Origin of the sequence: Polyangium sp. y55x31, from assembly GCF_029946505.1 — a bacterium.
Lineage (GTDB): Bacteria > Myxococcota_A > Polyangia > Polyangiales > Polyangiaceae > Polyangium.
The window spans coordinates 46,410-68,576 of sequence record NZ_JARZHG010000040.1; the positions used below are offsets into that span (position 1 = coordinate 46,410).

Annotated in this window: 16 protein-coding genes; 8 read left to right on the forward strand and 8 right to left on the reverse strand. The window is 69.3% G+C overall.

Going from position 1 to position 22,167, the window contains the following annotated elements:
- Nucleotides 1–26 precede the first annotated feature (26 nt).
- The 3 genes from pyk (at nt 27) to QHF84_RS41360 (ending at nt 4,529) form a co-directional block, all read left to right on the forward strand.
- Nucleotides 27–1,448 carry a pyruvate kinase gene (gene pyk / locus QHF84_RS41350; protein ID WP_281319099.1) on the forward strand — a complete coding sequence of 474 codons (1,422 nt, stop codon included), beginning with the start codon at nt 27–29 and terminating at the stop codon, nt 1,446–1,448.
- A complete protein-coding gene (locus QHF84_RS41355) occupies nt 1,445–3,397 on the forward strand; it encodes a serine/threonine-protein kinase (protein ID WP_281319100.1) in 1,953 nt (650 codons plus the stop codon). Before pyk ends, QHF84_RS41355 begins: the two co-directional genes overlap by 4 nt.
- A gap of 85 nt (nt 3,398–3,482) precedes the next feature.
- The gene (locus QHF84_RS41360) at nt 3,483–4,529 is read left to right on the forward strand and encodes a hypothetical protein (RefSeq protein WP_281319101.1); all 1,047 of its coding nucleotides are present in this window, start codon (nt 3,483–3,485) and stop codon (nt 4,527–4,529) included.
- A gap of 123 nt (nt 4,530–4,652) precedes the next feature.
- Here the strand turns inward: QHF84_RS41360 and QHF84_RS41365 are convergent, their stop codons facing one another.
- Nucleotides 4,653–5,285 (reverse strand): hypothetical protein, encoded by a 633-nt coding sequence (locus tag QHF84_RS41365; protein ID WP_281319102.1) that lies wholly within the window; start codon nt 5,283–5,285, stop codon nt 4,653–4,655.
- 194 nt (nt 5,286–5,479) lie between these two features.
- Complete coding sequence (locus QHF84_RS41370; RefSeq protein WP_281319103.1) at nt 5,480–6,241, reverse strand: class I SAM-dependent methyltransferase; 762 nt, start codon at nt 6,239–6,241, stop codon at nt 5,480–5,482.
- Nucleotides 6,242–6,368: 127 nt separating this feature from the next.
- On the opposite strand from QHF84_RS41370, the gene QHF84_RS41375 reads away from it, so the two are divergent.
- Nucleotides 6,369–6,866 carry a hypothetical protein gene (locus tag QHF84_RS41375; protein ID WP_281319104.1) on the forward strand — a complete coding sequence of 166 codons (498 nt, stop codon included), beginning with the start codon at nt 6,369–6,371 and terminating at the stop codon, nt 6,864–6,866.
- Here QHF84_RS41375 and QHF84_RS41380 read toward each other — a convergent pair.
- The gene (locus tag QHF84_RS41380; protein WP_281319105.1) at nt 6,863–11,755 is read right to left on the reverse strand and encodes a translocation/assembly module TamB domain-containing protein; all 4,893 of its coding nucleotides are present in this window, start codon (nt 11,753–11,755) and stop codon (nt 6,863–6,865) included. The two genes, QHF84_RS41375 and QHF84_RS41380, sit on opposite strands and share 4 nt — an antisense overlap.
- Nucleotides 11,756–11,866: 111 nt before the next feature.
- The gene (locus tag QHF84_RS41385) at nt 11,867–12,997 is read right to left on the reverse strand and encodes a phosphatidylinositol transfer protein (RefSeq protein WP_281319106.1); all 1,131 of its coding nucleotides are present in this window, start codon (nt 12,995–12,997) and stop codon (nt 11,867–11,869) included.
- A 130-nt stretch (nt 12,998–13,127) separates the two neighbouring features.
- Between QHF84_RS41385 and QHF84_RS41390 the strand changes: the two genes are divergently transcribed.
- The 3 genes from QHF84_RS41390 to QHF84_RS41400 all read left to right on the forward strand — a co-directional run bounded on the left by QHF84_RS41390 (nt 13,128) and on the right by QHF84_RS41400 (nt 17,697).
- Nucleotides 13,128–13,787: a hypothetical protein gene (locus QHF84_RS41390; protein ID WP_281319107.1), complete on the forward strand. Its 660-nt coding sequence runs from the start codon at nt 13,128–13,130 to the stop codon at nt 13,785–13,787.
- A gap of 15 nt (nt 13,788–13,802) precedes the next feature.
- Entirely contained in the window at nt 13,803–16,109 is a 2,307-nt protein-coding gene (locus tag QHF84_RS41395) for a serine/threonine-protein kinase (protein ID WP_281319108.1), read from the forward strand.
- Nucleotides 16,110–16,173: 64 nt separating this feature from the next.
- Complete coding sequence (locus QHF84_RS41400) at nt 16,174–17,697, forward strand: tetratricopeptide repeat protein (RefSeq protein ID WP_281319109.1); 1,524 nt, start codon at nt 16,174–16,176, stop codon at nt 17,695–17,697.
- An 82-nt stretch (nt 17,698–17,779) separates the two neighbouring features.
- On the opposite strand, the gene QHF84_RS41405 is transcribed toward QHF84_RS41400, so the two are convergent.
- From QHF84_RS41405 to QHF84_RS41420, 4 genes are all read right to left on the reverse strand, one after another.
- Nucleotides 17,780–18,256 (reverse strand): hypothetical protein, encoded by a 477-nt coding sequence (locus QHF84_RS41405; RefSeq protein WP_281319110.1) that lies wholly within the window; start codon nt 18,254–18,256, stop codon nt 17,780–17,782.
- A 276-nt stretch (nt 18,257–18,532) separates the two neighbouring features.
- Complete coding sequence (locus tag QHF84_RS41410; RefSeq protein WP_281319111.1) at nt 18,533–19,255, reverse strand: hypothetical protein; 723 nt, start codon at nt 19,253–19,255, stop codon at nt 18,533–18,535.
- Between the two features lie 190 nt (nt 19,256–19,445).
- Nucleotides 19,446–20,852 (reverse strand): NAD(P)/FAD-dependent oxidoreductase, encoded by a 1,407-nt coding sequence (locus QHF84_RS41415; protein ID WP_281319112.1) that lies wholly within the window; start codon nt 20,850–20,852, stop codon nt 19,446–19,448.
- Between the two features lie 86 nt (nt 20,853–20,938).
- Nucleotides 20,939–21,439 carry a DUF2505 domain-containing protein gene (locus QHF84_RS41420; RefSeq protein ID WP_281319113.1) on the reverse strand — a complete coding sequence of 167 codons (501 nt, stop codon included), beginning with the start codon at nt 21,437–21,439 and terminating at the stop codon, nt 20,939–20,941.
- Between the two features lie 284 nt (nt 21,440–21,723).
- Between QHF84_RS41420 and QHF84_RS41425 the strand changes: the two genes are divergently transcribed.
- On the forward strand, nt 21,724–21,915 hold the full coding sequence (locus QHF84_RS41425) for a hypothetical protein (RefSeq protein ID WP_281319114.1): 192 nt from the start codon (nt 21,724–21,726) through the stop codon (nt 21,913–21,915).
- Nucleotides 21,916–22,167: the final 252 nt, after the last annotated feature.

Genomic DNA, 22,167 nt, shown 5'->3' on the forward strand with positions numbered 1-22,167 from the left:
CGCGGACGTCATGCCATGCTGCGCCCGTGGTCGTACGTCGCGCGAAAATCGTCTGCACGATTGGCCCTGCATCCGAGCCTCAGCTCGAACAACTCATCCGTGCCGGAATGGATGTGGCGCGGCTAAATTTTTCCCACGGCACACACGACGAGCACGCACGCCGTTTCCACGCCGTTCGTGCCGCCGCTGAAGCCTGCGACAAACCCGTGGCGATCCTGCAGGACCTTTGTGGTCCCAAGATCCGCGCGGGCAAGTTCGAGGGCGGCACGATGGATGTGCCCACGGACGGTCAGGTCGTGCTCATCGAGGCCACGAAGGAGCAGCAGCACGGCGGGCCCGGCGAGATGCCGATCCTGTACGAAGGCCTCGCCGAGGATCTGCAGCCGGGCGACATCGTGCTCGTCGACGACGGACGCATGGTCCTCACGGTGACCAAGGTCGACGGCCGGCGTGTGCATGCCGTGGCCACGCAAGGCGGGCAGCTCCGCGATCGCGTGGGCGTGAGCTTGCCGGCGCGGCGCGTGCGCCTTGCGGCGCTCACCGAGAAGGACAAGGCCGACCTCTCGTTTGGCCTCTCGCTCGGCATCGACTACGTCGCGCTCTCCTTCGTGCGCAACTCGGACGACATCCGGCTCGTGCGCGACATCTGCGAGGCGTGGGGTCGGCCGACGCCCATCGTCGCGAAGATCGAGACGCCCGCGGCCGTGGAGAACCTCGAGTCGATCATCCAGGCGACCGACGCGGTCATGGTCGCGCGTGGTGATCTCGGCGTGGAGTTCAACCCGGAGCGCGTGCCCGTGATCCAGCGCGAGATCCTCGGCCTTGCGCGCGTGCATCAGAAGCCGGTCATCGTCGCGACCGAGATGCTGCAGTCGATGGTCACGAACTCGCGCCCGACGCGCGCGGAGGCGAGCGACGTGGCGACGGCGGTCTTCGAAGGGACGGACGCGGTGATGCTCTCGCAGGAGACGGCGACGGGCGCGCACCCGCCGCTCGTCGCGCGCGTGATGAGCCGCATCGTCATGGAGGCCGAGCAAAGCAAGTTCTTCCGGCCTCTCTCGAGCGAGACGCCCGGCGCGCGCGCGAACGTGCCCGAGGCCGTGGCGCGCAACGGCTGCGACATCGCGCGCGACATCGGCGCGCGGGTCATCGTCGCCTTCACGGAGAGCGGCTCCACGGCGCTCTACGCTTCGAAGCATCGGCCCGTCGTACCGATCATCGCGTTCTCGCCGAACGCGGCGACGCGCCGCAGGCTCGCGCTCCTCTGGGGCGTCGTGCCGTGGCCGATCGACAAGGTCACGAGCGCGGACGAGATGGTCGATCGCGCGAGCATGATCCTGCTCGCGAACGGCTTCGTCTCGCCGGGGGACAAGTTCGTCGCGATCTTCGGCGCGCCGATCGGCGTGCGCGGCTCGACGAACTCGATCCGCGTGAAGGTCGTGGAATGACGGAACCCTCCGCCCTGCCGGGGCTCCCCAGGCTCGCGAAGTACGAGCTCATCGAGGAGATCGGGCACGGTGGGATGGCGACGGTGTATCGCGCCCGGGACGTTCGTCTCGGCCGCGAGGTCGCCATCAAGCTCATCCACAAGCACCTGCGCGAGAACACCGAGGTCGCCGCGCGGTTCGTCGCCGAGGCGCGCGCGGCCGCGAAGCTCCGGCACCCGGGCATCGTCGAGGTGTACGACGTCTCCAGCGAGGAAGACGCCGAACGTTATCTCGTCGTCGAGCTCTGCCGCGGCACCACGCTGCGAAAGATCCTCCAGCGCCACCGCGACATGCCCGCCGAGATCGGCGCGTCGATCGTCTTCGTGCTCTGCGAAGCGCTCGAGCACGCGCATGCGTGCGGCATCGTGCATCGCGACGTGAAGCCGGAGAACGTGCTCGTCGAGCTGCCCGCCGATCGCACGAGCGAGTCTCGCGCGCGCGTCGACAAGGTCGACCTGACGCCCGTCCCCGACGGGCCGCGATCGACGCCGCGGCCCGTCCCCAGCCGCGCCGGTGATCTCGGCGTGCTCATCAAGCTCACGGACTTCGGCATCGCGAAGCTCCTCGACGCGCAGGGCGTGACGTCGACGGGGCAGGTGCTCGGATCGCCGGCGCACATGGCGCCCGAGCAGATCGAGGCGGGCGAGGTCGACGGGCGCACGGACGTGTTTGCCCTCGGCGTGCTCATGTACGAGTGCCTCGTGGGGCACCTGCCGTTCGAAGGGAAAAACCCGGCGCAGGTCCTGCGTCGCGTGCTCGAAGGCGACTATCAGCCCGCGGATCACGAGCGCCCCACGGTCGGCGGTCGCTTCGCGCGTATCATCGACGGCGCCCTCGCGCACGCCGCGGCCGATCGCATCGCCGGCCCCGGCAAGCTCGGCGAGCTCATCCGCGCCGAGCTCGAAGCTCTCGGCATCACCGACCCGCGTCGCGAGATCGAGGCTTATTTCGAGGACCCGGTCGGTTACGCCGAGGCCCTCACGGCGCGGCTCGTGCCGTGCCTCGTCGCTCGCGGCGAGACGGCGCGCAAGGCGGGGGATCGCACCGGCGCTGCCGCCGACTTCAACCGCGCCCACGCGCTCGCGCCGAACGACCTCGCAATCCTCAAGCGCGTGACGAGCCTCTCCGCGAGTGCCGAGCGACAGAGGCTCGTGCGCAGGGTGGCCGGCCTCGTCGCGGGCGCGCTCGTGCTCGGCGTCGGGGCCTTCGTCGTCGCGCGCATGCGCAAGCCCGCGCTCGCGATCGAGACCGATGCGGGCCCGAAGACCGAAGGCACGACGGCCTCCACGGAGCACCCGAAGAACCCGTCTGCGCCCGATGCATCTGCGGATCCGCGAGTTCCGAGCACGGCCCCGCCGTCCATCAACCTCGCCGATCCGCCGCGCAGCATCCGCATCAAGCTCCCGCTCAGCGCTCCGACGACCTCTGCCGCGACGGCTCCGCCTGCGCCTCCGGATCTGCGCAGGGTCGTCTTCCTCGTGAGCCCGCAGGGCGCGACGCTCGTCCTCGATGGCAAGGAAGAGAAGCATTTTTCGCGCGTCTTCACGCTCAAGCCCGGCGCCCATTCCGTCTCGGCTCGCGTGAAGGACTCGAAGTGTTGCGGCACGTTCGATGGCACTCTCCTCGTCGAGGCCCCGCCCGAGAACGATCCCGACGACGTCCAGCGCTTCCGTGTCCGGCTCACGCCGCTCCCGTCCACGGTTTCCCTCGGCCCTGCGCCTGCGAACGCGCAGGTGGTGTGCTCGGACATCAAGCTGACGCTTTTTCCAGGTGCTACCAAGAAGGTGCAGCTCGAGGAAATCACCTACGACAACAAGTGCCAGTTCACGACGCAGGGGGAGGAGCCGTTCCGGAGCAACGTGAGTTTGCGCGCCGGCGAGCACAACGTGGTGCCCTGGCCGGCACGGTGATGCAGGGGGCCTCGCTTCGCGGATAGCGGTCCCCACGATGCCCAAATTCCGGTAGAAGGGTCCCTCGGTTACTCGGTTACGGGGAATGACGGCGCGACCTTGTCTGCAGCGGGCTCTGCCCGGCGGGCTCCGGTTCGGGCGGGACCGCCGCGGCCCCAGGGCCAAAGGGTGCGTTTCGTTCGGGCCCTCGGTGCTCGCGGCGGCGACGGGCCTCGCGCTCGCCCTCGTGCCGCGCGCGGCGCACGCGGACGATTCGCAGCAGTTCGAGCTCGGCAAGACGCGCTTCGACGCGGCCGAGTACGACGAGGCGGCCTCGCGCTTCACGGCGATGCTCGATCCCGCGCAGAAGCCCTGCGAGTCTGTCCCGACGAGCGGCACCGCGCCGTGTCGACTGACGGACCCGGATCTCATCCAGCGGGCGCGCACGCTTCGCGCGGCCTCGCTCATCGCGCTCAAGCGTTACGACGAGGCCGACGCCGAGATCGCCACGATCCTTCGGCAAAACCCGAGGTATTCGCCCGACCCTGCCGTGTTCCCGCAGGAGGTCGTCGATCGTTTCACCGTCGTGCGCGGGCGTTTGCGCGAGGAGCTCGACGCGGCGGAGCAGAAGCGCGCCGAGGAGGAGCGGCAGCGGCGCATCGCCGAGCAGAAGGCGAAGGAAGAGGAAAAACGCTGGATCGAATCGCTCGTGAAGGCGGCGTCCGAGCGGCAGATCATCGTGCAGAACTCGCGCCTCGTCGCGGCGATGCCGTTTGGCATCGGCCAGTTCCAGAACGGCAGCAGGAAGCTCGGCTGGACCTTCGCCATCACGCAGGCGTTCACGGGGGCGACGACGATCGTCGCGTCGCAGGTCTTCAACTACTACGCGAGCTTCGATCAGACGCTCGCGATCAAGGCTGAGCGCGAGGAGCTCGTGCGTCGCCAGCAGATCACGCTGATCATCAATCAGGTCGCGTTTGGCCTCTGGGCTGGGCTCACGGTGGCGGGCATCGTGCAGGCGCAGATCGCGTACGTGCCGCAGAAGGTCACGATCGAAAAACGCCCCTTGCCGCCGCGCCCCGCGCTGCGCGTCGTGCCCACGGTGGCGGTCACGCCGGACGGGTTTGGCGTGGGCGTCATCGGCGCTTTCTGATGCGCCTTTGCATCGACCGCATCGCGGTCGATGCACCAAAGGTCCAGCGCTTGCGCTGGTCCGGGTGCAGGGGCGGACAGCCCCTGCTCGGGTCCGGGGTGAAACCCCGGCGCTACGCCACCCTCAGGTGCTGCGACTGCTCGTGGGCTTCACGCCTGGCGGGCCGTCGTTGTGCTCGCGGCAGCCGGTGCGCGACATCATCTTTGCGCGGAACGAGACGCGGCCGCACGTGTCGCAGACGCAGAGGTTCTGGTCGTACAGGTTGCGGTTCGAAAGGATGTCTGCGGCGAAGAGGCTGAGCACGATGTCGCTCAGCGAGTCTTCTTTTTGCGGCCGTGCGATCCACGAGACCTTCGAGCCGATGCCGAGCGGCTGCACGCGGCTCGACTTCGTGGCGATCTCCAGGAAGCCGTCTTCGGGCGGATCGGTGATGAGTCCGCGGAGGGTGAAGACCACGCGCGATCGTGCGCGGCCGAGGATCCGATCGAGGAGCGCCTTTGTTGCGGAGGGCGGCGCGCCCACGGTGTTCAGCGTGTCGAGCAGCAGCGTGCCTGCCATTGGCTCGGCGACTTGGACGGGGCGCTGCATGCGTCCGGCGCGCACGAGGTACTCCTCGATCCACGTCTTGAGTTCCCGCGCGCCCATGGCCCCGATGCCGACACCCTCGACGAACGCGAGTGCCCCGATGAGCGCGCCGCGGTCGTTGTCCGCGCCGGTGAGGAGGGTCGGGATCGAGCTCGTGGACGAAGGAGGCATCGCGGGTCCTTTCAGCGACGACGGGCGCTCGGAGGGGGCCCTGCAACGTGCAGTATCGCTCTGCTTCGCGGCGGGGCCAACATCGCCGCCGGGGGGCGGGCTTCCGCGATCGGGGCGAGCGGAACCTCGAAGGCCACGAGAAGCAAAAATATCAGTGATTTCCGACCGGAACAACAGGGACGAGGGCTGGCCGGTCAAAGCTTCTCGAGCGCGACGATCCAGAAACCGCCCAGGTGGCGGAGCGGGGAGTCGCAGAGCGCGTGCTCGGCGCGGATCAGCGCGTCGCGGACGAGCGGCACGCGCATCACGGCGGCTGCGGGCGTCACGATACGCACGCCGCGCGACGCGCGGACGCGCACGCCGGGTGGAAAAAGACGGGCGGCGCCCCACGGGCTCACGAAGCGCGTGTAGACGGCGTCCTCCTTGGTGCGCGCGCTGATGGCGCCGGCTGGCAGGAAGCGTTTCACGAAACCACGCAGGCTCACGGGGTTGTAGAGCTCGGCGAGGATGGTTCCGCCTGGACGAACCACGCGCACCATCTCGGCGATTGCGCGTTCGAGCTCGCGCACGTGCGGGAGCACCTTGAAGGCGCAGGCGACGTCGAAGCTTGCGTCGGGGAAGGGGAGTTCGGTCGCGCTGCCGACGGTCACGTCGAGGCCCCGCGCGCGGGCTTTTTCCAGCATGCCGGGCGAGAGATCGACGCCGCGGGCCGTGCGCGCGAAGTCAGCGATGCGCCGGAGCAAGAGGCCTGTGCCGCAGCCGACTTCGAGCACGTCGCGGCCCTCGCCGAAGCGGCGGAGGAAGTCGATTTCGAGGTCGTCGACGAGATCGTGGTAGCCCGAAGAGTCACGTCCGTCGCGGCGGTCTTCGTAGCGCTCGGCGAACTCGTCGTAGTACGCGCGCGTCGCCTGGAGGTGGTCGTCGTGCGGGAGCGATTCGCGAGGCGCTTCGTTCATCGGGGCCGGTTGTAGCCCAACGCGGGTGCGATCGCAGCACCGCTGCGCGTGTCGGGGCGTGACGCCGCGCGCTGCCGGCCCTATGGATCATTTGCTGCCCGAACGGGCGGCCGGACAGGAGGCGACCATGAAGCCCGGCGATCACCCTGACTTCTACAGACTCGCGCCCCCGCCGGGCACGTCGCGCGAGAGCACGATCGTGCTCGATCGCGAGGGTCGTTTCTGGCACGACGGCGCGCGCGTGGACCACCCCGCGCTCGAAGAGGCGCTGCATCGTTGGATTGCGCGGCACCCCGAGGACGGGCGGCTCATCCTCACGAATGGCTACGACTGGTGTTACTTCCGCGCCGAGGAGACGCCGTTCGTCGTGCGCTCCGTTCGTGTCGAGGACGAGGGACACCGTGCGTCGCTCGTCCTCTCGGACGGCACGGAGGAGCCGCTCGATCCACGCGTGCTCTCGGTGTCGCGTGACGGCGTCGTGTTCGCGCGGGTGAAGGCGGGCGCGGAGGACGCGCGTTTTTCGCGGCATGCGCAGGCTGGGCTCGCGCCGCTGCTCGTGTCGGCCGAGCCTCCGATCGTGCGCGTGGGCGACGTGTCGGCGGAGCTCGCGACGCGCGCCGCCTAGTAGCGGTACTGCCAGAACAGATCGAGGCCCGAGCTCGGCTGCTGGTTGATTCCTCCGAACCCGAACGATCCGCGCAGCGCCCAGTTGCGCTTGAAGCGCCAGTCGAGGTTCAGCTCCGTGCGGTTCTCCGAGCCCTGCGTCGTGCCCGTGGGGCTCTGGATGCCTTCGAGGCGGCTCGACGCGGGCGAACCTTCGTAACTCGCCTGCGCGGTCACGGTGTCGCCGAGCTCGTAGATCACGGTGGTGCGGAGCCGGCCGGCCTCGGTCGTCCCGACGCGCGTGGACAGACCTCGGAGCGGCGCGATCTGCGACAGGATCGCGTTGATCTGCGCGGATGCGATCTCGCCGCCCACCACGCCCGCCGCCACGTCCGTCGCGCGCGGCGACGCCTGCGCCGTCGCTTGTGATTGCGTGTCCTTGGACTCGGGCGATTCGCCGATCAGGATCATCGACAGGATCGCTTGCTGCGACATCGGCGGGCTCGAACGGAACTTGAGCTTTTGCTCGGTGATCGGCTTCAGATCTCCGACGTAGTCCACGAACACGCGTGTGCCGTCGGGCGCGTCCCAGCGCGCCGTCACGTTCACGTATGGGTTGCCCGCTTCTTCCGGCCGCAGGCGCACGAGGCCCCGCTCGATCTCAAACTTTTTTCCTACGATTTCGAACGATCCGCGGCTGATCTCCACGTCGCCCGAGAGCCGCGTCTCGTCCGTGAGCGCGACGCGCGGCGGCGTGCTGCCGCCCGTGAGCTCGAGATCCGCGCCCATGCCTTCGATCCGGATGTCGCCGAGCTCGAACGTGAACAGGTACGCGAGCGCGTCCTTCGGGCGCTCCTCCTTCGGCGGGCCGAGCGCGTGCGAGACCGCGACGTCGGGGTTCGGATCGAGCGACTGCACGCCACGCGTGCTCGACGCGGGCAGCGCGAGATGAAGCGCGGGCACGCTCACCGTGAGTGACACCTCGCGCCCCTCCTTCTCCGCCGCGAGCACGATCTTTCCGTGCGCGTGCCCGAGCGGTACGCCCTCGAACGTCACGGGCAGCTCCTCGTCGCGATCGATGCGCAGCTCGCCGTGCGCCTGCTGGAAGGCGAGGCCCTTCATCTGCACGACGGCAAACCCCTCGACGGCGCCGCTGATGCCCTCGGCGCGCAGATCGTCGAAGCGCAGCTCGCCCTTGTCGGTCGTGCGGATCGAGACGCGCGTGTTCTTGAACTCCTGGCCGATCTGCGGGACGTGGAAGACGCCGCCCCGCACCTCCATGTTCGCCTCGATGCGCCCGTCGTCCTCGCCGAAGCGATGCAGACCCACGCGCAGGTCACCGTCGAGCGAGCCGTCGAGCCGCGAGAGCGTCCCGGAGACGAGCGGCGTGAGGGCCGCGAGGCGGAACCGGTTCGCCTTGAGGAGCAGGTCCGCGGGCCGCGTCGCGTCGATGTGCGGGACGATGCCTTCCCAGTCGACGCCCGCGTAGCCCGTGGCGTCGATGCGCCCGCCGCCGCGGCCGACGAGCTCGAGCTGCGCCACGCCGCGCGCCGGGTTCTTCGCGCCGCCGGGGTTGCCGATCGAGAGCTCGAGCGTGGCGCGATCGAACGACGACTGGCTGCCGAGCTCGAGGCCCGACACCTCGATACGCGCCGCGGCCTCCGGATCCACGCCGCGCTGATCGAAGCGGAGCACGCCGCTCACGCGGCCCGCGATGTCGCGATCCGCGAAGAACGGGATGAGCTCCAGGGGCAAGTCTCGCAACGTGGCGCGCGCGCCGCCGCGGGGCTCGATGGCGCGACCTGCGCGCAGCGCGGCGAGGTCGACGTCGGCGTTCGCCTCGACCAGGGCGAGCTCGCGCGCCTCCTTGCGCACGGACGCGCGCAACGTCGCCTTGCTCGCGTCGTAGGTGGCGGTCGCGTCCACGTCGACGGGGAATGCCCACGGGCTCGGGCCGAGCGTACGCGCGTCGTGCGCGAGGCCGAACCCGCGCGCGTTCACGCGGATCGCCGGCTTTTCGAGCGTCCCGCTCGCCGAGGCCGAGAGCGCGATCGCGCCCCGGATCGGCGGGAGTGCGTCCCGAAGAACCGAGGGCAGCGTCTGGAGCGATCGCACCGTTCGCCGCGGGATCGTGAGCTCGGCCGTCCCGCGCGACGCGAGCAAGGACGCGCGCCGCTTCTTCGGATCGTCGACGAGCGTCGGCAGATCCAGATCCACGTGGGTCGCGAGCTCCACCATCGTCGCCGTGTCGAGCAAGGAGAGCGTGACGTCCGTCGCGCCCGTCGCTCCGTTCAGCGAACCCGTGACCGCGACGTCCATCGTGCGCGACTCCCACGCGGGTTTGTCCTCGCCGAACCCCACCGGCCCCGCGACCACGAGGCCGCGCGTGCGCACGTCGAGATCACGCACCGACACGAACCGCTGCCCTGCGGGCCGCTCGATCGCGAAGCTCGTGCCGAGGCGACCCGAGACCTCGCTGAGCACGAGCGCGACCGGCAGGCGCCGCGCGATGCATCGCAGATCCCAGTCGGGCGCATCCACGCGCGCCGAGCCCGTGAGCCGCGACCACGTCGCGGGATCGAGGAGCGGCCCTCGCAAATTTCCTTCGGCGCCGGAGATCCGCACCTCCGCGATCGAACCGTTGCACGCGTCCTCCGCGCCGGTCTTGTCGCGATCGATCAGGCGGAACGAGCCGTCCATCGTCGCGCGCGCGTCGTCGAACGTCGCCACGAGCGAGCCGCTCGCCCCCGTGATCGGAAGCCCTCCCGCGGAGAACGTCCCGTCCTCGACCTGCAGGTGCACGTGCCCCTTGCGCCCGTCCTTCGTGCGCGTCAGCGCGACGTCCACGTCCGCGAGGCCCCGCAGGTTCCGATCGAGATCGAGCAACCGACCGAGCCGCCCGAGGTCCACGCCCTCGCCCTTCAGCTTGCCCGTGAGCTCGCGCCCGTCCACCGCGAGCGTCCCTTCGACCGAGCCCACGCCCGGCCCCTCCGCCGTGAGCCCCTCGATCGCGAGCGCTCCGCCCTGCAGCGCGACGCGTCTTGCTTTGCCTTCGATCCGCTCGCCTTCACGCGAGAGCCGTAGCGCCACCTCGCGCGCGCTTTTCTCTTTCGTCTCGATGCGCGCCGACGCTTCGAGCTCGCCCACGTCGCCGCCTTCGAGCTTCGCTTCCACCTTCGGCGCCGTGACGGGCCCGCGCACGTGCGCCGTCACCTTGTCCGCGCTGCGCCCGCCCGCGATGAGTCCTTCGCCTTCGATCGCTGCCTCGACGTCGAGTTTTTCGAACGGCCCGCGGATGCGACCTTCCACGCGGCCTCGTTCGAGCGACACGCCGCCCTTCGCGTGGAGCTCGTGCACCGAGCCGACGGCACGCGCGTCGATCTTCCCCGCCTGGATCGCGCCCTGCACGTGAACGCGCGCGCTGCCCGTCGCGGGACCTCTGAGCCGCGGCGCCGCTTCGAGCGACGCGACGAACGTCTCCGCTTCGAACCGCACGGCGCCGCCCGGGCTCACGACGAACGATCCGGACGTCGGCGCGCCCTGTTCGTGCAACGTCACGCGGCCTTCGAGCTCGTCGTGATCGTAGACCAGGTGCACGTCAGCCGCGGGCACAGCCTGCTCTTGCACGACCATCGGCTCGGTCCTCGCCTCGGCCACGAGCCGCAGCGCGGGGTTCGTGTCGAGGACGAGCCGCGCGCTCATGTCCACGTTCGCCCCGGGCAAACCCTCCACGAACATGCGCGGATCCACGTCGTCCGCGGTGACGTCGAGCGCGAGCCGCGCCCCGCGCGACACGTCGAGCTTGCCCCGCAGCGCGACCGAGCCCGGCGATCGTTCCGTGGGTGAAACATCGAGCCGCCCCTCGACCTCGAACGAGGGCGCGTCTCCTTCGAGCGTGATCCTCGCGGAGACGCGCTCGCGCACGGGCAAACCCGGCGCGAGCAGCCGCAGATCCGCGGGCTCGGCGCGCGGCAGCTCGACCGCGGCTGTGACGTGCGCGCCTTCGAGCTTCGCGCGCGCCAGCACCTCGACCGGCCCTGCGCGCCCGGCGAAGCTGCTCCACATCCGCATCACCGCCGCCGGGCTCTCGGGGTCGGGCGCCGCGTTCGTCGTCGTCGCCTCGGGCGGCGTGTCGATGTGCAGGTGGTAATCGACCGTGCCCGTGAGCGGCACGTGCGCGAGCGTGCGCTCGCGGATGCCCGTCTGCTCCACGTCCACGGCTACCCCGCGCGGGCCCACGTGCACCGCCGCGAGCAGGCGCGTCACGTCCGCGTCGAGGGCGCGCGGCGGCGCCACCTGCCCGCGCACGTGCGCATGTCCGATCTCGATCCGCTCGAGCGCCACCGTCGTCGGCTGCTCGGCCGCTCGCTCCGCTTCGCCGGGCTTCTTGGGCTTCTTCGGTTTCTTCGGCGTCGGCCGCAGCTTGAACGCCGTCTCGATCCCGAGCCGTTGATCGGGCCCGCGATCGAGCACCACCTCGGCCTCCTCGATGCGCACGTGCGGGAAGGCGAGCTTGCGTTCACCCGTACCGAAGAGCGACGCGCGGGCAAACCCGACGAGATCGAAGCTGCCGTGGATGTCGTGGGCCCGAATGATCTCCGTTCCGTGCGGATCGAGCGTGACCGCCGATCGGACGGTCACCTCGTCGAGCGCGAGGTGGTCGATCTCCGAGATGACGATCTTCCCTTCGAAGAGGGAGCCGAGCGCCTGGTTCGCCACATCGCGCGCGAGGCGTCGGAACGGGCCGACGTCGAGGTGCAGCACCACGGCGAGGGCGGCGGATCCGGTGAACACCCCGCAAAGCCCGAGCGTGGCCGCGCCCGTGGCGAGCGCGCGGCGCACCCTTCCTGGCCGCCGCGGCGGCGCGGCTTTCGGTGGGGAATCGCGATCGGCCGGCGCGCTCGGGGCCACGGCGGTTAGCATAACGAATCGGCGCCCGGATTCACGGCCGGCGCGCCCCGCAGTTTCATGCTTTCGCGGACGGGCTGAAGTTCGCGGAGAATCACGTTCCGCCCGCGGCGATCATGGGCAGAGGCTCGGCAGCGCTTCGGCCTCGTCGAGCAGCTCCGTGTAACTCTCGATCCGGCGCCCGCCGTGCACCGTATCGTCGAACTCGATGAACACGCGCCGCTCGTCGGGCTGCACCATCGCGTTGAAATAGGCCTCGGCGTCCGTGTCCGTATTGCCGAAGGCGTAGGTGGGGATCATGCCTTTTTGCGCGAGCATCAAAAGCTCGCCGGTCTTGTAGCTCGAAGCCTCGCTCCCGAGCGCGCCCGACTTCGTCAGCGTCGTGTGCACGATCCCGTGCGGAAAACCGTTTTGATCGAGGAACGCCCGCGTCCGCGCGCCGAGCCATTCGGGCCGGGCGGTCATGTAAAACGGGTGATAGCCCTTCGAAACGAGCACGTCGAAGAGCTTCGCGGCGTCTTTTCGCACCTCGGGGAGCGCTCCCTGCGCGAGCGCGACGAACTCCTCCGTCTCGTAGGTCGTCAGCGTCCCGTCGATGTCGCTTACGAAGACCGGTGTCCCTTTTGGCACGACCTCGACGAAGAGGTCCGTCGTCGAGAGGTCACCCTTGACAACGAGATGAACCCTGTGTCTGCCGAGCCCGAGGGCCTTCTCGGGCGGGATCTGGAAGTAGACGCGCCCTCCCGTGTCCTCCACGCCCTCGACCGTCGCGTGCTCGCCGTCCTCGGTCGTCGTCGCGGTCCCGAGGTGCTCCCACGTGTCTCCGCAGTCGCGCAGCACGTACACGTCGACGTACTCGCCCTTGATGTCGTCGTCGAAGGTGCCGTACGAGAACTTCGCGAGGATCCACTGCGGATCGCCGGGGTTCAGGAAGAGATCCCGCCCGCGGTGGTTCGGGTCGCCGAACGGCGGGATGATCGAGTTCCAGTCGATGGGCTCTCCCGGCGGCGGAGGAGGCGCATCACACGCCGGGATCGGCGCGCACCACGCCCCCGGCACGCCGCCCGATCCGCCGCCGCCCGTCGCGTCGCCGCCCGCGCCCCCGGAGCCGCCAGAGCCGCCCGCGGCCCCGGAGGCGCCCGCGCCCGTCGTGGCGCCGCTCGTCACGACATCGACGCCGCCGCCGGTTCCGCATGCGGCCATGCCCACGATCCCCGCCAAGAAGAAAGCGAACGTTCCACGCATGCCTCCATTGTGACCCCAATCGATCCGCAGAAGAAGCGCGTCGACGCGCTGCATCCTTCGCCGTCGCGACCCTTTCGTTCGCGCCCCTTGCGCGGACGCGCGCACCTCTGCGAAGGTTCTAACCCCTCGTATGCCCAAGCCTGATCCCCGCGTCCTCGCCCGCACCGCTGGCAACTATCTGAAAGAGCACCCCGAGGAGATCGTCCGCGCCTTGCGCAGCGCCCTCGGCCTGCGCGCTTCCATCCCCATGGATGCCCTGCGTTACCTCGCGCGCGAGTTCGTCCCGGACAACAAGAAAGCCCCGAAGGACATCGTCATCGAGGCCGCGCCGCCCGGCATCCGCGTCGCCGCGACCGTCGACGCCATGGGCACGCCGCTGCGCGCTTCGCTGATCCTTCACATCGAGGAGATCGCCATCTCGCTGACGGAGATGCGCATCGGCGTCCGCGTCGAGGGCCTCACCCTCACCGTGCTTGGCGATTCGGCCTCGCCCCTCGCCGGCCTCTTGAAGTCCGGCGCGCTCGATCTCTCGAAGCCCGGAAACCTGGTCGCTTTCATGCCCAAGCGTCCGCCCATGCTGGTCGAGGCCAAGGACGATCGCCTCACGCTCGACCTCATGAAGGTGCCCAAGATCGCGGAAAACCCCAAGGTTCGTCGTTATCTCTCGATCGTCCTGCCCGTCGCCTCGGTTCGGGCGATCCGTACCAAGGACGATCACCTCGACGTGCACCTCAAGGCAAACCTCGGCGGTATCTCGCAAGCGATCGCTGCGGCGCGGCAAACGGTTTGATACACTGACCCGCGAATGCCGCCGCCTCCTGGGCAAGACCCGTCCGCGCTCTCCTTCATGGTGCTCGCGGAGATCGCGGCCGGGGAGTCGGCGAAGGTCGATCTCTGCCGCGTGACCCACGGCCCCGCCGAGGGTCGCCTCGTCGCCGTCAAGCGTCTCCACCCACACCTCGTCAGCGATCCCGCCTTCGTCGCGCAGTTCCGCGACGAGATGTGGATGACCGCGGCGCTGCGGCATCCGAACGTGGTCGAGGTCGTGGGCTGGGGCAGCGACGATCAGGGCCTCTACCTCGCCGTCGAGCTCGTGCAGGGCGTCTCGCTCGCGCGGCTCATGAAGACGATCTTCGACACCGGCGAGGCCTTCACCGAGCGGATGGTCGTCTTCCTCGCGCGGCAGATCTGCCGCGGCCTCGGCACCGCGCACGCCCTGCGCGCGCCGAGCGGCGAGCACCTGAACCTGGTCCACCGCGATCTCACGCCCGGCAACGTGCTCTGCTCGTTCCAGGGCGACGTGAAGATCACCGACTTCGGCCTGGCCAAGGCGAAGCAACGGCTCACGAGAACGCTCACGGGCATGGTGAAAGGCCAGCTCGAGTACATCTCCCCCGAGCAGGCCACGGGCAACAACATCGACGCGCGCGCCGACATCTTCTCGCTCGGCGTCATGCTCTTCGAGCTCTTCGCGGCGCGAAGGCCCTGGGTCGCGCCGAACGACATGGAGCTCGCGCGCCTCCTCATGACCGCGCCTCCGGCCGATCTCTTCAAGCTCCGGCCGAAGATCGATCGCGAGCTCGTCAGCATCGTGAGCAAGTGCCTCGAAAAGGATCCGAAGGCGCGCTTCCAGTCCGTCTCCGAGATCCTCGCGCGGCTCGACGAGTGGCTCAGCGCGCACGGATACATGGAGGACAACGAGGAGGCCCTCGGCCGCTTCGTTCGACGGAACGCGATGCGCCAGATGGCCTGGTTCGAGCGCGTGATCGCGAGCCAGACGCCCGAGGTCAAAAAGGAAAAACCCCGCCCGCCCACGTTCACCGGCAACTCGGTCGTGGCGCCGCTCCCGAGAGATCCGCCGAAGCGGAGCGATTCGCCCCCGCCCACCGAGCGCCCGGGCACGAAACGATCGGCCGGGCTCAATGGCCCGCTGAACACCGACGCGAACGAGATCACCGAGGACACGACCGCCGAGGCCAAGGTCACGCCGCGGCGGATCGGGACGTTGCGGAACGCGCCGCGGATCGTCGATGGGCGCGGCACGGGCGAAGGCGAGGTCGACTGGGGCGAGGAGGTCCCGACCCTCGTCAAAGGCACGCCCGAGCAGCTCGCCATGCTGCGGCAGCAGTTCAAGGGGGGCAAACCCTTCGATCCGAAGCTCGTCGCCGCCGACGTCGCCGCCGCGCGCCCCGCGCCCCCGCCCGAGGCCCCGGAAGGCAAACGCGCCCCGCAGCCGAGCTTCGCGACCGTCCTCGATGGCAAACCCCCCGCTGGACCAGGCCGTCGCGACGATCCTCCCGACAGCGAGGAGCTCGACGATCCCACCGCGCCCATCGGCGACATGCTCCGCAAGGTGCGCGCCGCGACGGCCGCGCGCGCCATGCCTCCGGCGCCGCCCGGTCAGATCGTCCCCGCCGATCCGTCCGTACCCCTGCCGCCCGTCACGGCCCGCAGCGCCGGCTCGGCGCCTCCGCCCCCGCCCACCGGCGATCCGAGCGGCGAGGATCGGCTGCGCAGCGAGGCCGAGCGGCTCTCGATCGAGGCCATGCGCCTCGCGGAGGAGGCGAAAGCCGCGTACGCCCGCGCCGAGCGGAAAGCAGCGCTCGCCAAGGCCACGAGTGACGCGGCTGCGATCGCCGCGGAGGCGCTGCGAATCGGAAAGGCGCAGAGCATCACGGACGGCCTGCGCCGGCTCGAAGTCGCGCTCGCGATGGAGCGAACCGCGCGCGCGACCGAGGGCGCCGCTGCGCAAACCGTGAGCGCGCCGCCCCCGGGGCTCGTGGCCATGGCGCCGCCGCCGATCCCGCCGGCCGCGCAGCTCCCGGCGCTCGCCGCGCCGATGCCGTCCCCGTCGGCGCCTCCGATCGCGGGCCCTTCCATTCCGGCGCCGCCTCCGATTCCGCCCGCGCCACCCGTGCCGGGTCGCTCGGTGCCGCCGGGCGCGACGCGCCTGCCGGATCGGCACGCTTTGCCCGCGCCCGAGCTCGACGCCGATGCGTTCACCACGCGCCTCAGGCCGCGTGTGCTCGGTTTGCAGACCCCGGTGCTCGTCGCCATCGGCGTCGGTGTCGTCGTGATCCTGATCGTCGTGATCGTGATCAGCTTCTCCTGACGCGCCGTGGCGCGCGCCTTCGGCGCTTGATCTCGGAAGCGGCCTTTCGCTACCGTGATCCGCGATGAGCAAAGACGAAGAATGGGTCATGATTGCCCTGGACCCGAAGATGTCTCGCCGCCAGGGGATGCCGCCGCAGCTCCCCATTCCCAAGAGCGAGTTCGAGGGTCTGGCCGACAAGGGCCTGTCCATCGACAACGCCCGCAAGTGGATCAAGTCGTTCCTCAACGACTCGCCCGCGGGCAAGGATGGCAACTGGCGCAAGAAGAACAGCCAGCTCGTCTCGGCGCTGGAGGTCTTCCTCGACAAGGCGCCCTTGCTCGATCGCGCCCAGAAGGGCTTCGCCGAGAACGACTTCGAAAAGGCGCTCTCGGCGCTCAAGCGCATCGCCTCGATGGATCCCGACGATCACGCCGCGCGCCTGAACCTCGCCGCGGCGCAGACGGCCCTGCGTGATTACCCGGCCGCGCTGAAGACCTATCAGTCGCTCCGCAAGACGTTCGAGGGCGACGCGGATTATCACGTCGGCCTCGGCCAGGTCCACGCGACCATGAGCAACAAGGACGCGGCGATCGACGAGTTCGTCCTCGCGCTCGAGGCGCAGCCCGACTGCCAGCCCGCGCTCGACGCGCTCGCCAAGCTTGGCGTCCTCGTGCCCGTCTACGAGAACCCGCGCGACGCCGCCTCGCTCACGTACGTGCGCAGCGACAAGGTCGACGAGTACCTCGCCTCCGTGTGGGACGCCGAGGCGCGCGACGCCGCGTATTTCCTCGAGCAGCTCGCGTATCACGAGCGCGAGGCCCGCCCGATCGTGGTGCTCGCGATCGCCGACCGCATCATCAAGCTCGGCGATACGGCCTCCGCCGAGCGCGGCGAGCTCGCGAAGATCGCGGCCCTGCGTGATCTCGGCCGGCGCGACGAGGCCCTCGCGGCGGCGAAAGCGTACGTCGAGAAGGCGCAGTCGGCGGGCGCATACGTCGAGCTCGGGCGTTCGCTCGCGGCCGTTGGCAATGTCGACGAGGCGCGCGCGGCGCTCGACAAGGCGCTCGAGGCGGATCCGGGCGATCTCCTGGCGCTCCAGTATCGGTTCTGGCCTGCGGATGCGGCCACGAACATCCAGGGCGTCGCGAATGCGATCCCGGCGCTCGCGTCGTTCGCCGAGGCGCACCCGAACGCGGTGGGCGCGTGGCGCTCGCTCGCGCGGGCGAAGATCGCCACGGGCGCGAAGGACGAGGGCATCGACCTCCTCAAGAAGGCGGTCGCGCTCCGCCCCGAGGACGACGACCTCCGCGCCGAGCTCTGGACGCACCTCGGCAACGAGAAGCGGTACCAGGAGATCGTCGAGGACGCGGGCAAGCTCGAGAACCTGGCCAAGCGCGACTGGAAGCTCCGCTGGAACGAGGCGGAGGCCTACCTCGGCCTCGAAAAGAAGATCGAGGCGCGCGGCGCGTTCTCGGCCATCAATTTCGACGAGTCGCTGCACGTCGACATCCGCAAGCGCGCCAAGCGCGCGGTGAAATCGATTGACGAGGGCCTGACCCTCGGCGGCGTGATGTCCAATCCGGAGACGCCGCCCGCGGCGACCTGATTCTCGGCGCGAATAAGTAAAAGGCGCGAGCCCCGCGAAAAGGGCCCGCGCCTTTTTCTTTTTGTTTCCGCTTCGACGCGAATCACTTGAGCGGCGTCGTCTCTTCGGTCGTCACCGACCCGTAGAGCCCCCCCACGATCGCGCCGAACGCGAGGTGCGCGGCCACGAACGCGAGGATCCCGAGCCCGCCGTACTTCGACATGAAGAAGCCCGGCGCGGGCACGATCTCCGGCACGAGCGGGTGCATCACGCCGAGCAGGCCCACGAAGATGCCCGCGAGCGCGAGGTGCACGAGCGAGACCTGGAGGCCCGTCGCGATGCCTGCGCGCCGCGTGATGGTCTCGAACACGGCGCCGTAGGCGATGCCGATGAGACCGGATATCAGGATGGTCACGAGGAATCCGACGAGCCACGCCATGCTGCTCGGCGCATTGCCGGGGAGCGTGCCGAGCATCTGCGCGATGTCCGCCGACGCGCCGGCCGCGCGCGCGGCCGTCATGATCAGCGTCATTGCGGCGCCGCCGACGATCCCTGCGAAAAACGCTTTTCCGACCTTCATGGCCTCCCTCCTTTTCCCGTTCGGGGGCGCGGATCGGGTGAGCCGAGAGGCGGCCGAACGGGCGTCCCCGAGCATCCCAGGGCAAACCGAATGCCAGGCGGCCTCGTCCGCGCGCGGGAAGGCCATTCCCGATATCAATCGGGAAGAGCGGAGGAGGACGAAGGAAATGGGAGAGGAGGCGGGAATCGCCGGGATGTCACGAGGATTGTCCGTGCGTGGTGGACGCACGTGGGCAGGACGAGCGCACCGCGCCCTGGCGGGGCGGGCGCGCCTCGCTCAATCGGCGTGGCAAGCGGTGTGCGCGCTCGCGCAGAACTCGGCGATGCAATCGTCGCAGGTGGCTTCGACCGAGAAGCCGGAGCACAGGGTCACCTGGCAGACGTCGGCGCACGTGCCGCTACACCCGCACTCGTAGTAAGCCGAGAAGAGGGAGAGCGACGCGTCGCAGACCGGGCCCGAGGTCGGGCTCAGCGCGTAGTCGTAGCAGGCCTGGCAGGTTTGAGCGGGGCAATCGAGCGGATCGGAGCCCTCCGCGCAGAGCCCGGAGCCCTCGGGTTCGTCGCAGAACCCGTCGCCGGCCGAGGGACAGGTCGGGATCGCGCAATCCGCCGTGTCGGATCCCGAGGCGCAGAGGCCGTCGCCCTTCGGCGCGGGCTCATTGCAGACGCCGTTGTTCACGAGGTTGCAGGTCGGCGCCGGGTTCAGGCACGAGCCGAGATCGCTCTCCTCGGCGAAACACACCGACTCGTCGTAATCGCCGTCGGAGCAGGCGGCGTCGTTCGTCAGGCAGGTGAGGTAGGTCGAGTATTCGTCCTTGCAATCGGCGTCCGCGGCCTCGTCCTTCTCGTTGACCTTGTCGTCGAGGCACGACGCCCGCTCCTCGTCCGTGCACTTGTTGCAATCGCAGCGCTGATTGCAGTATTTTTCCTCGGGGGTCTGGGGATCCTCCCCGCTGCAGGCGGCGAACAGCGACGCGGCCGCCAAAAAAAGCAGGGTCATGCCTCTGGCCATGCGCTCGTGGGTCATTGATGCTCCGGCGAATGGGTTGGGGGCGCCGCGCGCCGGCGCCGCGAAAGAAAGGTGCGGCCTTCGCGTGCTGGCGGAGACCTTTGTGAACGCTATCACGGCCCCCGCCGCGCGTCCAGGGCGGCAGGGTCCTTCCTCGTTCGTTCGGAGAATCGCGCGCCCTTCAGCGCCTCGACGCCGGCTCGGGCAGGGCCGCCTTCGGGCTGGTTTCCGTGATGAGCCGCGCGCCGCGCTCGTACGTCAGGTAGGAAAAGGCCCAATCGAAGAGCACGAGGAACCGATTCCGGAACCCGATCAGGAAAAATACGTGAATCAGGAGCCACGCGAGCCACGCGACGAAACCCGAGAGCTCGAGGCGCCCGAAGTCCGCGACCGCCGCGTTCCGCCCGATCGTCGCGAGCGTACCCTTGTCGAGGTACCGGAACGGCTGCCGCTCCTGGCCCTGGATCGACCGTACGATGTTCTTCGCGGTATGGCGCGCCTCCTGGATCGCCGCGGGCGCGAGGCCCGGCACGGGCGATCCGTCCTGCTCCAGCGCGGCGAGGTCGCCGATCACGAAGACCTCCGGGTGCCCGGGCACCGACAGATCCGGCGCGACCTTCACCCGCCCGGCGCGATCGAGCGGTGCGCCGAGGACCTGCCCGAGCGGCGAGGCTTTCACGCCCGCGGCCCAGAGCACGGTCTTCGCGGCGATACGCTCCTCGCCAACCAGCACCCCTTCCGGGTCGATCTCCGTCACCTTCGCGTTCGTGCGCACCTCCACCCCGAGCCGCTGGAGCTGCCGCCCCGCGCGCGCCGAGAGCAGCGCCGAATACGTCGGCAGCACGCGATCGAGCCCCTCGACGAGCACGATGCGCGCGGCCGTCGGATCGATCACCCGGAAGTCGTTTGCCACGGTATGGTGAGCGACCTCGGCCAGCGTCCCGGCGAGCTCCACGCCCGTCGGCCCTCCGCCCACGATCACGAACGTCAGCCATGCGGCGCGCTCCTCCTGGGTAGGCGCGCAGCACTCGGCCCTCTCGAATGCGAGCAGCACGCGGCGCCGGATTTCCAGCGCGTCCTCGAGGCTCTTCAGCCCCGGGGCCAGGGGCGCCCATTCTTCGTGTCCGAAATAGGAGTGGCTCGCGCCGGTCGCGAGGATCAGGTAATCGTATCCGAACGTCCCGGCCGACGAGGTCACCGTTCGTTCTTTGGGATCGATCCCCGTGACCTCGGCGAGGAGCACCCGCGTGTTTCGTTGATCGCGCAGCACGCGCCGGATCGGCGCGGCGATCTCGGCGGGATTCAGCCCTGCGGTCGCGACCTGATAAAGAAGCGGCTGGAAGAGGTGGTGGTTCTTGCGGTCGAGCAGGGTGATGCGCACGGGCGCGTGGCGGAGCGCCTTGGCGGCGTAGAGCCCGCCGAAGCCGCCGCCCACGATGACCACGTGGGGCAGGTGCAGCGGCTCCTTGCGTGATTTCGGGGTGCGGCCCGGCTCGCCGAACGTGATGGGGCTCCCGCGTTCGTCCGCGCGGCGCTGTGCGATTCGCGCGCTGCGCGGCGTTTGCTCCGGCCTCCTCGCTCGCCCCATCGGACCTTTCATGCCCGGGCCGATGCAATCGTCGGTCCAGGCGCGGAGGCCTTGTGGCGCGAGCGAGCGTCCGGAGCTGCGTCGCCTCAGAAATGCGTCTTGATCCAGTCGTTCATGAAGACGGCGCTGTCGTCCCAGCCTTCGCGGAGCTGCTTTTCGGCCGAGCTCTCGATGAGGCCTCCGATGCCGAAGACCTTGGCCTCGATGACGAGCTCGGCGACGCGGCGGACCTTGTTCTCGCCGACGCGCTCGATGCGCATCGTGCCTTCGTTTCGCAGCTTGTCGGCCATGCTGCCGGGGGTCATCTTCCACGACCAGACCTTGGTCTTCTTGTCGAGCCGGCCTTCCTCCGTGTAGCTGAAGTTCGAGCCGAGCACCTTGGCCACGGGGCCGGGCACGCTCATCTTCGGCGTCCCGGCGACCTTGCGGGTGGTTTCGGTCTCGCTGTCGCGCTGGTCGAGGATGCGGAAGTCGGGGAAGCCGAGGCGGCCCTTGTAGAGCTTCTCGTTGAATTCCTTGTCGAAGAAGACCTTCCAGAACGTCTCTTCGTTGCCGTTGATCTCGTGCGTGATGGTGAACTTGCCCATGACGTCTCCTGGTATCCGCCCGGGGCCGGGCTCGGAAGGGCGGCGACTCTACCAGCGAGGCCCGTCGATCCATAGCCTTCCGGTGACGGCAGTTTGCTGCGCTGTCCGGGGCGGTCTCCGCCCGTGGCATCCGCGATGCAGAGCGTCATGGGGCCTCGGCTCGGGTGCGCATCACGTGCTCGGTGCGTGTCCGGGGCGGGGGCTCGAAAGAAAATGAGATAAGCGGGAACTTTTTTGTTGCAAAGTCGATCCCAGACGAGTATTTCTCGCCCGAGAGTTTCCACATGTTGATCCGCCCTGCGACCGAACGGAACCACGAACGAGCCAAGCTGATGGCAGCGGGCGTCGTGTGCGTGGCCTTCGATCGGCTGCAGAGTGCGGGACAATTCGCGCCCAAGTCCGGCAAAACCGAGTGGTTCCGCGCGTATACGCTTCGTGATTCGCGGCAGCTCGGCAACCCGGAGGAGGGCACCTAGGCGGTAGAGCAAGCGTCATTCTGACGACTGCGAAGGCCGCCTCGGGAGATCCCAGGCGGCCTTCGGCGTTTTAGGCCTCCTCCTCGGCGATTTTTGCGTCGTGGGGGTGGTGGAAGGGGAGCGTTTGTCCTCGAATGGGCCCTCTTTTTGGGGGCCTTTGCGGGGAGAGGTGTATCGAGCGGAGCTTTCTTGGGTCCTTTGTGTCTCGCGGGGCGGGGCGTGGGGCCTTCCTGGGCTTCGTGTTGAAGATCG

What these genes read in the sequence shown, in the direction of transcription:
- QHF84_RS41375 (WP_281319104.1), top strand. Translation starts at nt 6,369, where the DNA reads ATGAAGCCCGGCGATCACCCTGACTTCTACAGACTCGCGCCCCCGCCG.
- QHF84_RS41415 (WP_281319112.1), bottom strand. Translation starts at nt 20,852, where the DNA reads ATGGGGCGAGCGAGGAGGCCGGAGCAAACGCCGCGCAGCGCGCGAATC.
- QHF84_RS41360 (WP_281319101.1), top strand. Translation starts at nt 3,483, where the DNA reads ATGACGGCGCGACCTTGTCTGCAGCGGGCTCTGCCCGGCGGGCTCCGG.
- QHF84_RS41405 (WP_281319110.1), bottom strand. Translation starts at nt 18,256, where the DNA reads ATGAAGGTCGGAAAAGCGTTTTTCGCAGGGATCGTCGGCGGCGCCGCA.
- QHF84_RS41390 (WP_281319107.1), top strand. Translation starts at nt 13,128, where the DNA reads ATGCCCAAGCCTGATCCCCGCGTCCTCGCCCGCACCGCTGGCAACTAT.
- QHF84_RS41385 (WP_281319106.1), bottom strand. Translation starts at nt 12,997, where the DNA reads ATGCGTGGAACGTTCGCTTTCTTCTTGGCGGGGATCGTGGGCATGGCC.
- QHF84_RS41370 (WP_281319103.1), bottom strand. Translation starts at nt 6,241, where the DNA reads ATGAACGAAGCGCCTCGCGAATCGCTCCCGCACGACGACCACCTCCAG.
- QHF84_RS41425 (WP_281319114.1), top strand. Translation starts at nt 21,724, where the DNA reads ATGTTGATCCGCCCTGCGACCGAACGGAACCACGAACGAGCCAAGCTG.
- QHF84_RS41410 (WP_281319111.1), bottom strand. Translation starts at nt 19,255, where the DNA reads ATGACCCTGCTTTTTTTGGCGGCCGCGTCGCTGTTCGCCGCCTGCAGC.
- QHF84_RS41400 (WP_281319109.1), top strand. Translation starts at nt 16,174, where the DNA reads ATGAGCAAAGACGAAGAATGGGTCATGATTGCCCTGGACCCGAAGATG.
- QHF84_RS41355 (WP_281319100.1), top strand. Translation starts at nt 1,445, where the DNA reads ATGACGGAACCCTCCGCCCTGCCGGGGCTCCCCAGGCTCGCGAAGTAC.
- QHF84_RS41395 (WP_281319108.1), top strand. Translation starts at nt 13,803, where the DNA reads ATGCCGCCGCCTCCTGGGCAAGACCCGTCCGCGCTCTCCTTCATGGTG.
- QHF84_RS41365 (WP_281319102.1), bottom strand. Translation starts at nt 5,285, where the DNA reads ATGCCTCCTTCGTCCACGAGCTCGATCCCGACCCTCCTCACCGGCGCG.
- QHF84_RS41420 (WP_281319113.1), bottom strand. Translation starts at nt 21,439, where the DNA reads ATGGGCAAGTTCACCATCACGCACGAGATCAACGGCAACGAAGAGACG.